This window comes from Trueperaceae bacterium (genome assembly GCA_031581195.1).
Lineage (GTDB): Bacteria > Deinococcota > Deinococci > Deinococcales > Trueperaceae > SLSQ01.
Genome location: JAVLCF010000063.1, coordinates 1 through 14519 on the forward strand (window position 1 = coordinate 1; position 14519 = coordinate 14519).

At 66.1% G+C, this 14519-nt stretch carries 13 protein-coding genes; 5 read left to right on the top strand and 8 right to left on the bottom strand.

What is annotated here, in order from left to right:
- Positions 1-210: 210 nt before the first annotated feature.
- Complete coding sequence (locus RI554_07170; GenBank protein MDR9391794.1) at positions 211-1221, top strand: putative sulfate exporter family transporter; 1011 nt, start codon at positions 211-213, stop codon at positions 1219-1221.
- A gap of 60 nt (positions 1222-1281) precedes the next feature.
- On the opposite strand, the gene RI554_07175 is transcribed toward RI554_07170, so the two are convergent.
- The 8 genes from RI554_07175 to RI554_07210 all read right to left on the bottom strand — a co-directional run bounded on the left by RI554_07175 (position 1282) and on the right by RI554_07210 (position 10054).
- Positions 1282-2286, bottom strand: coding sequence for an oxidoreductase (locus RI554_07175; GenBank protein MDR9391795.1), 1005 nt, complete (start codon positions 2284-2286; stop codon positions 1282-1284).
- Entirely contained in the window at positions 2287-3978 is a 1692-nt protein-coding gene (locus RI554_07180) for a M28 family peptidase (protein MDR9391796.1), read from the bottom strand. It lies immediately after the preceding gene.
- Positions 3979-3980: 2 nt separating this feature from the next.
- Positions 3981-4775, bottom strand: coding sequence for a creatininase family protein (locus tag RI554_07185; protein ID MDR9391797.1), 795 nt, complete (start codon positions 4773-4775; stop codon positions 3981-3983).
- 17 nt (positions 4776-4792) lie between these two features.
- Positions 4793-5659: an ABC transporter permease gene (locus RI554_07190; protein ID MDR9391798.1), complete on the bottom strand. Its 867-nt coding sequence runs from the start codon at positions 5657-5659 to the stop codon at positions 4793-4795.
- Entirely contained in the window at positions 5656-6579 is a 924-nt protein-coding gene (locus tag RI554_07195; protein ID MDR9391799.1) for an ABC transporter permease, read from the bottom strand. The genes RI554_07190 and RI554_07195 overlap by 4 nt, the downstream gene beginning before the upstream one ends.
- 114 nt (positions 6580-6693) lie before the next feature.
- Entirely contained in the window at positions 6694-8259 is a 1566-nt protein-coding gene (locus RI554_07200) for an ABC transporter substrate-binding protein (protein ID MDR9391800.1), read from the bottom strand.
- A gap of 89 nt (positions 8260-8348) precedes the next feature.
- Entirely contained in the window at positions 8349-9239 is an 891-nt protein-coding gene (locus RI554_07205; GenBank protein MDR9391801.1) for a MurR/RpiR family transcriptional regulator, read from the bottom strand.
- Positions 9240-9280: 41 nt separating this feature from the next.
- Complete coding sequence (locus RI554_07210) at positions 9281-10054, bottom strand: SDR family oxidoreductase (protein ID MDR9391802.1); 774 nt, start codon at positions 10052-10054, stop codon at positions 9281-9283.
- A gap of 152 nt (positions 10055-10206) precedes the next feature.
- On the opposite strand from RI554_07210, the gene RI554_07215 reads away from it, so the two are divergent.
- The 4 genes from RI554_07215 to RI554_07230 form a co-directional block, all read left to right on the top strand.
- Positions 10207-11856 (top strand): gamma-glutamyltransferase, encoded by a 1650-nt coding sequence (locus RI554_07215; GenBank protein ID MDR9391803.1) that lies wholly within the window; start codon positions 10207-10209, stop codon positions 11854-11856.
- A 21-nt stretch (positions 11857-11877) separates the two neighbouring features.
- Positions 11878-13071, top strand: a complete 1194-nt coding sequence (locus tag RI554_07220; protein ID MDR9391804.1) for a M20 family metallopeptidase — start codon at positions 11878-11880, stop codon at positions 13069-13071.
- 56 nt (positions 13072-13127) lie between these two features.
- Complete coding sequence (locus RI554_07225) at positions 13128-14039, top strand: MFS transporter (protein MDR9391805.1); 912 nt, start codon at positions 13128-13130, stop codon at positions 14037-14039.
- Between the two features lie 53 nt (positions 14040-14092).
- Positions 14093-14519, top strand: a 427-nt coding sequence (locus RI554_07230) for a hypothetical protein (protein MDR9391806.1), incomplete at its 3' end; no start/stop codon positions are given.

Genomic DNA, 14519 nt, shown 5'->3' on the forward strand with positions numbered 1-14519 from the left:
GGTTCGCGTTCCACTACCCCACGATCGACGACGCCGCCGACGCGCTCCTGAAGACGTGACGCCACTCTCGCCGCGTTGAAGGAGCGGACGTCCCTCTCCGAACGTGACGCTTTGCACGCTTGTACGTGGACGCTGGCGTTCATGCTCGCCGATTGAAGCGCACTGCGGCCGCGTATCGATTTGCATCGTTCGGAATGGGTAGGCTGCGTCGTGACGTCGCACCGTTTTTCCTTTGGTCCACACGCACGCGACGCGCTTCTCGTCCTCCTCGTCACGAGCCTCGCATTCACGATGGCGCAGCACCCCACCGGCGCCGCCGTCGGACCGCTCGTCCTTGCCCTACTCCTCGGTGCCATGCTCGCCTCGACACGCTGGGCGCGCGGCATCCGACTTGGCGAACGACCCGCCACCCGCTATTTCGCGCGTGACGCGCTCCGCATCGGCATCGTGCTGCTCGGGGCGCGTCTCGACGTGCGCGTCCTCTTCGAACTCGGACCGCTCGCCTTGGCAGGAAGCATCCTTGGGGCGCTTGTCGCCTTCTTCGCCATCGAACTGGTTGGCCGGATCACCGGCATGGACGCTCCGCTTCGCCGCGCGCTCGCCATCGGTACCGCCATTTGCGGTGCGAGCGCAATCGCTGCGGCCCTACCCCTCCTACGCGCCAAAGCCGAGCACGCCTCCCTCGCCATCGCTACCGTAAGCCTCGTCGGTACGGCCGGCGTGCTGGCCTTCGCCGCTTGGCACGCTGCCGGCATGATGCCTGCACCACTCCTCGCCACGATCGCGGGAGGGACCCTACAAGAGGTGGGTCACGTCGTCGCCGCCGGCCAGACGCTCGGGCCCGAAGCCAGTGAGCGTGCGCTCCTCGTCAAACTTTCGCGCGTCATCCTGCTTGCACCCGCCCTGCTTGCCCTCGGTTGGTTCGCACGCCAATCCACCCGCGTAGACGATGCCGTCCACACGCCGCTCGTACCACGCTTCGTCGCGGGCTTCCTTGCCGTCAGCGCCCTCGTCAGCCTCGGCGTCGTCCCCGCCCCCCTCGCTCACCTGCTCGCCACGGCCGGCGTGCTGACGACCGCGTCCGCGATGGCCGCGATCGGTTTCGGCGTGGACGTGCGCGTCCTCCGCACCTCGGGCCGTGCAGCCGTCGCGATCGGTACGGTGGGGTTCCTCATCCTGCTTGCCGCGATGACGCTGTTCTACGCGATCGCGTTCCTTTGAACGAACGCAACGAAAAGCGAACGTTTCCCCCTCGAAGCGCTGCGCATCGCCCGGCGGCGCCTACACGCCCTTGCCGTACTCCCCCGCCATCACATGCTCGACACCCAACGCGCGTGCCACTTCGTGCGCACAGTACGGCGTACGCAGCATCCCCTTCCCGATGAGCACCACGTCGCACCACCCCTCCCGCACCGCGAATTCCGCAAGTGCTGGGTGATGTAACGCACCCACCGCCGCCACCGGCTTCCCCGTCGACTCCCGTACTCGCCGCGCGTACCGCAGCTGATACCCGGGGTACGCCTCCGGGCGCGCAGGACCGTTCCCACCACTCGAAACGTCGAACACGTCCACGCCTGCCTGCACCAACTTCGGAAGCAGCGCATCGAGGTGCGTCACGCCATACCCGCCTGGCTGGTACTCCCGCGCGCTCACGCGCAGCCACAGCGCCACCGACGCCGGCAGTGCGGCCCGCACCGCCCGGACCACGTCGAGCGCGAACCGTTCCCGATCGCCGTAGGCGTCCTCACGAAGGTTCGAAATGGGCGATAGGAACTGGTGCATCAGGTACCCGTGCGCCGCGTGCAACTCCACGACGTCGACACCCGCACGCGCAGCGCGCTCCGCTGCCGCGGCAAACGCATCGACGAGGCCCGCCACCTCATCCGCCTCCAACGCACGAGGCACCCTCCTGTCGGGTGCAAACGGTACGGCGGAGGGTGCAACGACGTCGCCCTCGAGCATGCTCTTGCGGCCCGCGTGCGACAGCTGCACACCAAACGCGCCACCCTCCGCATGCACGGCGTCCGCCACGCGCGCGAACCCCGCCTCCTGCACTTCGTTCCACAACCCCAAGCACCCCTCCGTGATGCGGCCCTCGGGCGTCACGTCCGTCATCTCGGTCAATACGAGGCCGGCGCCCCCCACCGCGCGACTCCGGTAGTGCGTGTCATGCCACGCGGTCGGCACGCCATCTCCATCCGCTCGGTACTGACACATCGGAGACATGCCGATTCGGTTTCGTAGTTCGCCTCCAGGCTGCGTGAACGGTTCGAACAAGGCTGCCATCTACGTATCCTCCCCTTCACCGAGCGCCAAGCGTGCCACTGCCGACGCCTCACGCAACGCCCATGCCACGTGGTTGACGCGCCGTTGCAGCGACACGCGACGATGCTTGACCTCGTCGGCGTCGTCGCATGCGAGCAGCGCTTCGACCTCAGCGAGGACCGGCACGGCGGGTTGCGCCAAGGCTGGGTCATGCTCGAAGCTCGATCCAGCCACGTACCCCAGAGGCACCAAGTGCCGAGCGAGTGCCTTCTGAACCTGCCACGCCTCACGCGATGGCTGCGCCTCCCAGCGTGCCTCCACACGTTCGAGCATTGCGACGAGTTCTTCGGCACGCGTCGCCAGAATGGAGACGTCCAACCGGTCTCCAAGCCGTCGTGACCAATCGCGAAAGCGGACGGCAAGGTCCTGCGCCGTAGCGCGATACGACAATGGAGCGATGGGCGCCACGCATACCTCATGCACGAGACGCAGGTACACGCGGCAATCTCGTTCCAAACGTGCAGGATCGACCTTGTCCGTCGTGTCTTCCGGCGTGTGCCACCACCAGCCAAACCCGCCCGCGCGACTCTTACCGAACATCGCGCCGAAGGCGCGACCCGCCACGTCATCACCGCGCGGCTGTTCCGACAAACCCATCAGCACGCTCGACACACCATGCCCCCAGAAACTCTGGTCGCCCGCCCGTTCGAAACGCACCCCTTCGTACGCCTGTCCCGTCTCCTCCGCAATGGCGCGGGCGGCAAGTGCGAACGTTTCCGGCATGCTGGGCGCTTGCGTCAAGTCATCCGCTCCGACCCCGCCCACCGAATCGATGTTCACGTGCAGGAGTACCCGGTCGCGAAGCTGCTCGGCGTGATGATCGGCGTACCACTGACTTCCTGCATAGCGACCATGCGAATGCCCGGACCAGAACAACACGTACAAATCACGACGTAGCGCATCCCGCTGACTCGCCATCACGGTCGCGACTTCCAGCATCGTCGCGTTGGCACCGCCATTGTCCATGGCGCCAAGGTGCCACGCGTCGACGTGACCACTGAACATCACGGCACTTCCATCGCCATTCGGCGCTCGCAACGTCGCCTCGAGCAAGGGCAACGTGCGCCATCCCGTGTGCACCTCGGTTCGCATCGTCGCCGTTTCGGACGCATCGATCGCGCGGGCCACGACCTCCTCCTCGCTCCCCGCAATCGAAACGACCGGAATGCGATTCACCTCTCCGAGCTGCTGGACTGCGGGACTCCCCCACACGGGCGAAACGACCATCTCGTAGCGTTGCTCCGCGTTGATGAACACGGCGCCGACCGCACCCCGGTTGGCGAGTTCGCGAACCGCTCCGGGCCGTGCAAGACCGTACTCCACGGCGATACAGCCCTCCACCGATGCTGCACGCGCCCACGCAAGCGGCGCCGTCGTGCCCACCGTGGAGGCCGCCATGGCATGCGTGATGCACGCAACGTCATGACCCTCGACGGCCAGCGCCGCTGCGCCCGGCTTGCTGACGTACCCATCGTGATCGAGGCGCCTCACCTCGTACCCTGCTTCGCGTACGACGCGTTCGGCATGCGCGAACGCGGCGGCCTCCTCCTCGCTTCCCGACATGCGTACGCTCGTCGAGAACGCCTCCAGATGCGCCCACAAGCGCTCCGAGTCCACGAGGTCGACCACGTCCTCTCGCGTGGGCATGGTCATGGTCACGATGCCGCCATCCCTTCTTGGATGCTTTCGGCGGGAAGCAGTCGAACGATCCGTGCTGCGAGATCGTCCGCCACGTGCTCCAAGAACAATGTGCCCTGTTCGGGCGTGGCGCGTCGCGCATCACCCCACGTTCCGTGCGAGGTGAACGGTGCAATCGATCGCTCCAGGCGCGTCACGGCCGGGTCGCGCGTCGCATCGAGGTAGGCAGCGACGTCCGTGGGCGCAGGCGCCACCTCGCGACGCACCAACTCGGGACGCTCCGCCATCACGGCAGCCGTCTCCTGCTCCCCGCCGTGCGCACCCCACAGGTCCGAAAGGGGCGATCCGTACGCCGCTTCGACCTGCTCGCGCAACGCCGCACCCGTCTGCAGGGGCAACATGCGTGCATGCACGAGCGTAGCGTCGGGCACCGCATCCGCGAGTTCGCTCACGGCCAGGTCGATCGCCACGCGGTTTCCACCATGACCACTCAGAAACGCGAACTGTTCGAACCCTTGCTCCGCATACCCTTGCACCACCTCGCCAAGCACCGTCGCGAGCGTCCGATTGCTCAGGCTCGCCGATCCCGGGTACCGACGGTGATGCGCTGCGAAGCCGAACGGCGTGGGTGGCGTGGCAAGCGCGTCGAGCCGCTTCGCCACCCGACTACCCACACCGCGCGCGATGATCGTATCGGTTCCCAGTGGGGCGTGCGGACCATGGTTCTCCGTACTGCCGAGCAGCACGACGAGGCGTCGCCCACCGCGTTGCAGGTAGGCATCCACGTCGGTCCAGGGAAGGTCGTCCAACATGCGTGACGTCGTCACGGTCACACTCCGTTCGTGCGCGTATCGAGCGCGTCGCGCAAAGCGTCGGCCACGAGGTTCACGGCCAATACCGTGAGGCCGAGCGCAATGCCGGGCATGGTGATGATGTGGGGTGCAAGGCGCAGGTAGTCCCGACCTTCGGAAATCATGTTCCCCCAGGAAGCCATGGGGGGTTGCGCACCCAGACCCAGGAAGCTCAACGCCGCTTCGAGCATGATGGCGCGCGCAATGAACACCGCGCCGTACACCAGGAGAGGCGAGAAGGTGTTGGGCACCACATGGCGTAGGAGAATCCCGCCATTGCGCGCACCCAGCGCATCTGCCGCTTCGACGTACTCCTTCTCGCGGAGCGAGAGGACCGTCCCTCGAATCAACCGCGCGAAACTCGGGAGCGTCCACACCGCGATCGCGAGTTGCGTGTTGAACTCGCTTGGGCCCAGCGCACTCACGATCGCAATGGCGAGCAGCAGGTAGGGAAAAGCCAGCAGGACGTCCATGACGCGCATGATCAGGTCGTCGATCCAACCGCCGAGATACCCGGCGATGATGCCGAAGAATGCACCTGCGACGAGACCGATGGCGGTGGATACGACGCCGGTCCGCAACGCCACACGCGCGCCGAACAGGATGCGCGACAAGATGTCACGACCGAACTCGTCGGCACCAAGCAGGTAGGTCCCCCCAGGCGCAGCCCGCCGGTCGGGCAAGTGCTGCTGGTACGGATCGAATGGCGCGAGGTACGGCGCGAAGATCGCAGCAAGGACCACGAGCACCAGGAAGGCGAGACCGATCACGCCTGCAGGACTTCGGAGGAACCTTTGCAGGGAGCGGTTCTTGCGCCAGGTGAAGAGGTTCGCTGCCGTCGTCATGCGAACCGGATCCTAGGGTCGAGGAAGGCATAGATGAGGTCGACCGCCAGGTTGACGGCGACGAAGATGATGGCGAGAACCAGAACGGCGCCCTGCACGACCAGCAGATCGCGGGTCATGATGGCGTCCACCATCAAGCGGCCAATCCCTGGCCAGGAGAAGACGGTTTCGGTCAACACGGCGCCTCCCAACAACAATCCAAATTGCAGGCCAATGACCGTGACGATGGGAATGAACGAAGCTTTCAGGGCGTGGCGCCACACGACGGCGCTGAAGGCGAGACCCTTCGCGCGGGCGGTGCGAATGTAGTCCTCGCCAAGCGTTTCGAGCACTTCGCTGCGCGTAAGCCGAGAAATCATTGCGTAACTGTTGAGCGCCAGCGTGAAGGCAGGCAGGACGTAACTTGCGAGCCCATCGCGCATGCCGCCTATGGGCAGGATGGGCCAGGTGAATCCAAAAAAATAGATGAGGAGCAACCCGATCCAGAACACCGGCATCGACAAGCCCACGAGCGACGCGGTGGTGAGGATCGCATCGATCCACGTGCCGCGATACACCGCGGAAATCACGCCGGTGGGGATGCCGAAGAGGACGATGAGTACGAGGGCGGCGACGGCGAGTTGCGCGGTGGCGGGGAGCGCATCGAGAAGCTCATCGGACACGTTGCGCTTGTTGCGATACGACTCGCCGAGGTCGCCGCGGATGACGTTGCCGAGGTAGAAGCCGTACCGCTCGAGGAAGGGGCGGTCGAGCCCAATCTCGGCGCGCGCCGCTTCGATCTGCGCTTCGGTTGCCGTCTCGCCGAGCATGATGCGGACGGGATCGCCCGGAGTCAAGCTCAACACGGTATGGATCGTGAACGTGATGCCGACCAACACCGGAATGGCCCACAGCAACCTGCGAATCACATAGGCGTACATGGGTGTTCCTCACGCGGGGGAATGGCGGGCGGGCGGGCCCGTGGAGGGGGGAGGTCGGTACGGAACCGACCTCCCATGTCGACCGCATGGGTCATGCGGCTCGCATGCGCGTGGTCACTCCTTGGTGACGGGGGCGAGTCGGACGTAGTACTCACCGGGGTGCGGAACGTAGCCCTTCACCCACTCCTGCACGACGACCGTTTCGCGCGTCTGGTAGATGGGGATCCAGACGACGTCCTCGACGATTTGCTGTTGCGCGGCGGCGTAGGCGGCGAGGCGCACGTCGGGATCAAGGTCGACGCGGGCCTCGTCGAGCAGGGCGTTGACCTCCGCGTTGTCGTAGTGCGCGCGGTTGGTGCCGTAGCCTTCATGGAAGTTGGTGTAGAGGCCGAAATCGGCGTCCCCGGTGAGCGTGACCCATCCCAGGGTGAACAGGTTGTAGTCGACCTCGTCGAGGGCGAGCGCACTGAGGTAGGCGCCCCATTCGCGTTGCACGTACTCGACCGTCACGCCGATCTCGCGAAGTTGCGCGGCGACCGTTTCGCTGACTTCCTTATCCTTGAGATCGCGGCCCACCGACGCCCACTGTGTGAGGCGGAGGGGGTCTCCGCTCGCGTCGACGAGTTGGCCTTGCGCGTTTTGTTCGTAGCCCGCCTCGGCGAATAGGGCAAGTGCGCGTTCGGGATCGTAGGCGTAGCGTTCGACGATGTCGGTTTCGGCGTAGCCGAACACGCCGGTGGCGAGAACGCCCGTGGCGGGCTCCATGGCGTCCTCGACGACGAAGGCGTTGATGGAGTCCACGTCGATGGCATGGGCGAGCGCTTGGCGGATGCGCGGATCACCGGTGGGTTCCTGCGTGAAGTTGAGGCCGATGTACACGACGCGCAGCCCGGGCGTGTCGTACACGGTGTAGCTCGGGTCTTCTCGGATCATGGGGAGTTCGGCCGGTGCGGCACGGAGTAGCATGTCGGCGTCACCGCGGATGAAGGAGAGCATGCGTGCGCCTTCTTCAGGCACGACGCGGAACTCCACTTCGGCAATCTCGGGTACGTCGCCATGATAGGCCTCGTTGCGTTCGAGGAGGATGTACTCGTTCGTTTGCCACTCCACGAAGCGGAAGGGGCCGGTGCCAACCGGATTGCGGCCGTACTCGTCGCCGTACTGTTCGACGGCGTCCGGGCTGACCATGCCCACGACGAAAACCATGCTGAGGTGGTTGAGGAGCGGTCCGAGCGGCCCGTCCGTGACGATGTCGACCGTGTACTCGTCAACGACCTCCGCGCCGACGATGGGACCGAGCCAGGATGCGCCACGCGCGGGCGATTCCGGATTGAGGACGCGCTCGAAGGTGAATTGCACGGCTTCTGCGTTGAAGGGCGTGCCGTCGTGGAAGGTCACGCCTTCCTTGAGGTAGAAGCGCATGCGTTCTTCGTCGATGCGTTCCCAGGAGGTCGCGAGTCCGGGTTGGATCTCCATGTCCTCGTCGAGCACCACGAGCGTTTCGTAGATGTTGTTGTAGACCCACACTTCGGGCGCCGTCGTGGCGCGTTGCGGATCGAGTGAAATGGCGTCGCTAGGACGCACGATGACGAGGCGCTCGTCTTGCGCAATCGTCACGCTGAACAGCGAGACGAGGACCAACGCCAGGACCGATACGGACAGTCGTAGGGACCAACGCATCTGCCAACCTCCTTCATTGTGCGAGCTTTTGGAATGAGCTCACAACAGAAATGCTATATCAAGACGTCATTTATTGCAATGTTTTTCGTTTACTCGTCGAGACGGGAGGCGCGCGACAGGAACATGTCCATGCCCGTGTACAACGCTTGCGCTTCTTCGGCCACCGTCTCGCCCCGCGCCGAATCGAACTGCCACACGGCGTTCACGATCGCGTACGCCAGCGCCGTTGCAGCCACCATCGACTGGTAGAACGCCGTGCTCTCCGTAGGGACGAGGAAGGTGTCGTCGGCGATGCGCGCGAGGTGCGAACCCGATGCATCCGTGATGGCCACGAGCCGCGTTCCCTTTCCCTTCGCATGCGTCGCGACCCGCAGATGCGACGCACGGTCCCGCCAGAATCCCACCACGATCATCACGTCCTGCGGACCGAGGGCGGCGACTTCGTGCGCGAGGAAGCTCGACCCGCGCATCTCGAGCCGCACGTCGTAACCAAGGAAACGGCACTGGTGCGAAAGGATGTGGCCCACTGCGGCGTAACTACCCGTCGACACGATGACCGTGCGGCGCGCCGTTGCGATGTCGCGGCCCAATTTCACGATCTGCGCTACATCGACCGTCTCGAGCAGGTCCTCTAGGTTTTGTGCGTCGCGCTCCAACTGCGCTGCTACGAAGTCGGGATCGATGCGCGACGTAATGCGCACGCGCGCCTGCTCGAGCGGTTCGAGCGTGTTGAGGTACGCGGCCCGAAGATCGCGTTTCAGGGCACCGAAACCCGAGTATCCAAGCTCCTTCGCGGTGCGAATCACCGTCGAGACGCTCACGTCGAGCTGCTCGGCGATCTGCTCGATCGTCACGCTCGCACCGGCCATGGGGTTCGACACGAGGAACTCCAATACCCGCTCCTGCTTACGACTGAGCGAACCGATGCGTTCGGTCAGGGCCGTAGGGAGCGGGTAGCGATCGAGTAGCGTTTCGGACACGTCCGAGCGTCCTCCAAGGGTGGCGTTCGCGTGTGCAGACTTCAATCGACGTACTGGCCACCGTTGATGTCGGTGATCTCCCCCGTGATCCACTCCGCGCCGTTCGACGCGAAGAATAGCACCGCCGCTGCAACGTCTTCGGGCCTGCCGAAGCGCGCCATGGGAATCTGGCCGAGGATCTCCTCGCGGTGCGGGCCCTCCGTGATGCGCGACGTGTTGGGCGTGTGAATCAAGCCTGGACAGACGGCGTTGACCGTGACGTCCGGCGCAAGCTCCTTCGCCAGGCCCTTCGTCAAACCGATCACGCCACCCTTGGCTGATGCATAGGCACTCTTGCTGACCGTTGCCGGAGGCCCTCCGCCATGCTTTCCGGAGATCGACGCGACGTTGATGATGCGCTGGTGCGGCCGGTCGCGCATTTGCGGTGCGAGACGATGCGCCCATGCCCACGCACTCATCATGTTGCGTCGAAATGCGCTTTCGTAATCCTCCGGACCGATCTCGAAAAACGTCCGGGGTTCGCTCCCCCCCGCGACGTTGACGAGCACGTCCGCCCGACCGAAATGACCGAGCACCTCGTCCGCCATGCGTCGCACGTCCTCGTAGTCCGAGGCGTCACCGGTGACCGCCAACGCGCGCCGCCCAAAGCCGCGCACCTCGTCTGCAACGCGTCCTGCAGCGTCGCCGCGAATGTCGACGACCGCGACGTCCGCACCCGCCTCCGCCAGCGCGCGGCTCGACGCGCCACCAATGTTGCCACCGCCTCCCGTGACGACCGCCACGCGGCCCGAAAGGTCCACCAACGAATGTGCCATCGCTTCCTCCTTCGACTTCGCTCCGCATCGATTTGCATCATTGCGGAAGTGACCGCGAACGAATGACATATTATCGTGCCATCGCTGCGCATGCCACGTTTCGCTTCATGGTGTACCCGCGCACGCCACCACGCCACGCCCCGTGAGGTGCCATGTCCCACTCCCGAGTCCGCGCCATCCGCAACGAACGCCCCGCCGGCCGTAGCGGTGTCACCACCATGCACCCGCACGCTGCCGAGGTCGCCACCCACGTCCTCGCAGAAGGTGGTACCGCCCAAGACGCCGCCCTCGCCGCGCTTGCCGCCATGAGCGTCGCCGAACCGTTCATGAGCGGCCTCGGAGGTCACGGCGCTCTCCTCGTCGCACCCCCCGACGATGCGCCCTACCTGCTCGACGCAAGCGCATGCGGGCCGAGCCTGCCACCTACCCTGCCCCCACCACACCGAGGCGTACGATCCACGCCCGTACCGCACGCCATCGCAGGCTGGATCGGGCTCCACGAAGATGGAGGCAGCCAACCCCTTCGCGACCTGCTCGCCCCCGCCATCGACGCTGCGCGATACGGCCTTCCCGTCGCCTGGTACACCGCCCTGATGATCGCCGCGCACGGACGACTCCTCGCCAGCAACCCCGCTGCACGCGACGTGTTCCTCGCCCGCGAAGGTCTGCCACCACAAGCCGCCACCTCCGACCGAACCCCAGCCGACCTACTCGTCCAACACGACCTTGCCGATACCCTCACGCGCGTCGGCCACTACGGACTCGCCGAACTCACCGAAGGCGAGACGGCCGACCGCATCGCACACCACCTCGCGCAGCACGGCGGTTTCGTCACCGCCGACGACCTGGCACGCATCACACCCGCGTCGCGCACGACGCCCCTCACCGGCCATTACCGCGGCTTCACCGTGCATGCAGGCCCGCACACGAGCGCAGCTGCCAGCTTGATCGAAATGCTGCACATCCTCGAGGACCTCGATCCAGGCGTTGCACATCTCGGCTCACCCGCCTACTACGCCGCGATTGCCGACGCGCAACGCGCCGCATTCCTCGACCGCGAGTGGCACGGCGACCCCGACTTCGAACGCGCACCCCTCGACGCATTCTGCGACCCGGTACTCGCACGCCTCCGGCAAACGGACCTCCATGCCGCAGCCGGCGGGCCGCTCCCCCTACGCAATCTTCATGCCGATGGGTACCCCACACTCGCGACGTCCACCCCTCCCCGCAACGCAAGCGACGAAGCGTCCACCACGCATCTCAACGTCGCCGCGCCCGATGGCACCCTCATCACCGCCACCTTCACGCTCGGCTACCCCTTCGGATCCGGCATCGTCACGCCCGGCACGGGTCTACTCCTCGGCAACACGCTGTACCAGTTCGACGCCGACGCCAGCCACCCCAACGCCTACGCCGCTGGGAAGCGAGCCGTCTGGAATGGAGCACCCGCCATCCTCACCCACGAGAACGGAACCCGCATCGCCATCGGCGCGCCTGGCGGACCGAAGATTCCAGGCGCCATCGCCCAAGTACTCGTCGCCCACCTCGCCTACGGACGATCACCACAACGCGCCACCGAAGTGCCGCGCATCATGCAAGCGGGCGACGTCGCCTATCTCGACGACCACGCCGACCCCACGATCTTCGAAGCCCTCCACGCATGGGGACGCGACGTGCGCCCCAAACCCGAAGGGCCGTTCCAATCCAACTTCGCGCGCCCCAGCCTGCTCGTACGCGACCCACATGGAGGCGTACGTGGCGGCGTCGACGCGCCCCGCCTCGCCACCCTCGCCCTTACCTAATCCCTTCCCGAAAGGAACCACATGCCCAGCGACCCCGACGCACCCACCCTGGAGACCCTCCGCCATCACGTCACCACGCACCACCCACGCGCCCTAGAGCGCCTCGCCCACCTCGTGAACCACGACACGCCAAGCCTCGATGCCGCCGCCAACGACGCTGCACTCCGCACGCTCGCCACGTGGTGCGAGGAGCATGGTGCGAGCACCGAACGGCTCTCCGCGACCGCGCCGCATGCCAACCACCTAGCCGCGCGTTGGCACGCACGCGGTGACGCGCGCGTTCACATCCTCATCCTCACGCACGTCGACACCGTCTGGCCCATCGACGAAACCACCCGGCGTCCCTTCGCCATCGAAAACGACCATGCAACGGGACCCGGCATCTTCGACATGAAGGCTGGTATCATCCAAAGCCTCGAAGCCGTCGACGCCTTCCGCTCCACCCGCGAAAGCGACGATGCAGACGTCACGCTCCTCATCACCAGCGACGAGGAGGTGGGAAGCCCCACCTCACGTAGCCACATCGAACGTGAAGCCCGCGACGCAAGCGTCGTGCTCGTCACCGAACCATCCAAAGAGGGTGCCCTCAAGACGGCTCGCAAGGGCGTCGGGATGTACCGCGTGCAAGCGATGGGCCGCGCCGCACACGCCGGACTGGAACCCGAACGTGGTCGCAGCGCCATCCTCGAAATGGCGCGCCACATCCCGACCATCGACGCCCTCAACGACCCCACGTGCGGCACTACCGTCACCGTCGGTACGATTGCCGGCGGCTCGGCACGCAACGTCGTTGCCGAACGCTGCCACATCGACGTCGACGTCCGCACCGAAACGCTTGAAGAAAGTGCGCGCGTGCACGACGCCCTCATGAACCTGCACGCCATCGATCCTGACGTCACCCTCACCATCGAAGGCGGGACGAACCGTCCACCCATGGTGCGTACCGCATCCACGAGCCGACTGTACGAGCGCGCGGCTGCCCTGGCACGCTTGCTCGACGAACCCGTCGCAGAAACCATGGTCGGGGGGGGAAGCGACGGGAACTTCACCGCTGCCCTCAACCGCCCCACCCTCGACGGTCTCGGTGCCGTGGGCGTCGGCGCGCACGCGCAACACGAACGCATCGACGTGCAACGTTCGTTGCTCGTCCGCACCACGCTCCTCGCCGGTCTCCTCGCCGACCTCACGTTGAACGGCACGCCTGACGCACGATGATCGACCGGCCGTACCACCGCCTCGCCTAGGCCTCCGCGTACGGCCTCGCCATCTCGATCCAGCTCTCGCTCGCCTTGCCGCTCGTCACCTTGTACGCCGTCGAACTTGGTGCGTCCGCCGCCCTCACCGGCCTGCTGCTGACGAGCGGCTTCATCCTCCCGACCTTCGCGTCCATCGCCGTCGGTCGCTGGCTCGACCGCGTGGGCACGAAGCGCGGCACGCGCCTCGGATCCCTCGGGTTCCTCGCCGCTCCCCTCCTCGCTGCAATCAGCCCCTCACTTGCCACCCTTACCCTCGCGCACGTCACGATCGGCATGGCGCAAGTCGCCAGCGTCATTGGCGTGCAACAGTACGTCGCCGGCATCCCTACCGCCCGCGAACGCAGCTTTGGGGTGTTCGCCACGTTCGTTTCGATCGGGCAACGAGTCGGACCCAGCCTCCTCGGCATCGGGCTCGCCATCCACGACGATCGCTGGCTACTCGTCTTCACCAGTACCCTCGGCCTCGTCAGCCTGCTCGCCACCACCGCCATTCCCGGCACGCACGCCTACGCTGCCAGCAACCCGCCTTCCGCGACCGACTCGCATGGGGCTGCACGCCACGCAGCCAGCCACGTAGCCCGTCCCGCGGCGCGCACGGAAGCCACCGAAGGACGGGATGATGCAACGCTATGGACGACCCTCCGAAGTCGCTCGGCCGCCGGCACGCTTGCCGCGAGCTTCGCTACGCTCTTCGCCCTCGCCGTGCACCAAACCTTCTTCCCCGTCGACCTCGAACGGCAAGACGTTCCACCCACACGGCTCGGCATCATCATCGCCATGCGCGGCTTGGCTTCCGTCGCCATTCGCCCTTTCCTCGCCACCCTCACGCGCCTCGTGGGCACCCACGCACGGCTCCTTGCGGGCGCCATGCTGGTCACCGCGGTGGGTCTCGTCACCATCCCCATTTCCGGTCACGTCGCTCATTGATGATGGCCTCGCTCGCCCTCGGGGCAGGCACGGGCATTGCACAACCGTTGACCATGGTGATGCTCGTCAACCTCGCGACCGCGAGCCGGCAAGGCGCCATGCTTGGCTCACGCCTCACCGTGAACTTCATCGCCATGGCCACCGCGACGCTCCTCGTGGGAAGCCTCGCCACCACGATCGGATACGGCGGTACGTTCCTCACCGTAACGCTCATCCCCCTCGCCGCAGCTCGCCTCGTGATGCACCGCGCACGCAAGCCAGAGGCCCACGCCCACCCCTCCGAATCGCCGCTCCACGGCCTTACGCCAGGCGCAGCACGAAGTACAGCCTCCTGCGCGATTGACGCCCGGCGCCGGTTGGCGCGGGGCGGTGCCGGAGGGGCGTACGGGGTGCCCTCGTACGGTGTCGGGCGCCGTCAGCCGCTGCGCACCGTCCGGAGGACGCCGACCACCGTCGGGACGGCGACGACGACGTGCATGA

Coding starts and splice junctions, on each gene's coding strand:
- RI554_07175 (MDR9391795.1), bottom strand. CDS start 2,286: ATGGCAGCCTTGTTCGAACCGTTCACGCAGCCTGGAGGCGAACTACGA.
- RI554_07180 (MDR9391796.1), bottom strand. CDS start 3,978: ATGACCATGCCCACGCGAGAGGACGTGGTCGACCTCGTGGACTCGGAG.
- RI554_07185 (MDR9391797.1), bottom strand. CDS start 4,775: ATGTTGGACGACCTTCCCTGGACCGACGTGGATGCCTACCTGCAACGC.
- RI554_07190 (MDR9391798.1), bottom strand. CDS start 5,659: ATGACGACGGCAGCGAACCTCTTCACCTGGCGCAAGAACCGCTCCCTG.
- RI554_07195 (MDR9391799.1), bottom strand. CDS start 6,579: ATGTACGCCTATGTGATTCGCAGGTTGCTGTGGGCCATTCCGGTGTTG.
- RI554_07200 (MDR9391800.1), bottom strand. CDS start 8,259: ATGCGTTGGTCCCTACGACTGTCCGTATCGGTCCTGGCGTTGGTCCTC.
- RI554_07210 (MDR9391802.1), bottom strand. CDS start 10,054: ATGGCACATTCGTTGGTGGACCTTTCGGGCCGCGTGGCGGTCGTCACG.
- RI554_07215 (MDR9391803.1), top strand. CDS start 10,207: ATGTCCCACTCCCGAGTCCGCGCCATCCGCAACGAACGCCCCGCCGGC.
- RI554_07220 (MDR9391804.1), top strand. CDS start 11,878: ATGCCCAGCGACCCCGACGCACCCACCCTGGAGACCCTCCGCCATCAC.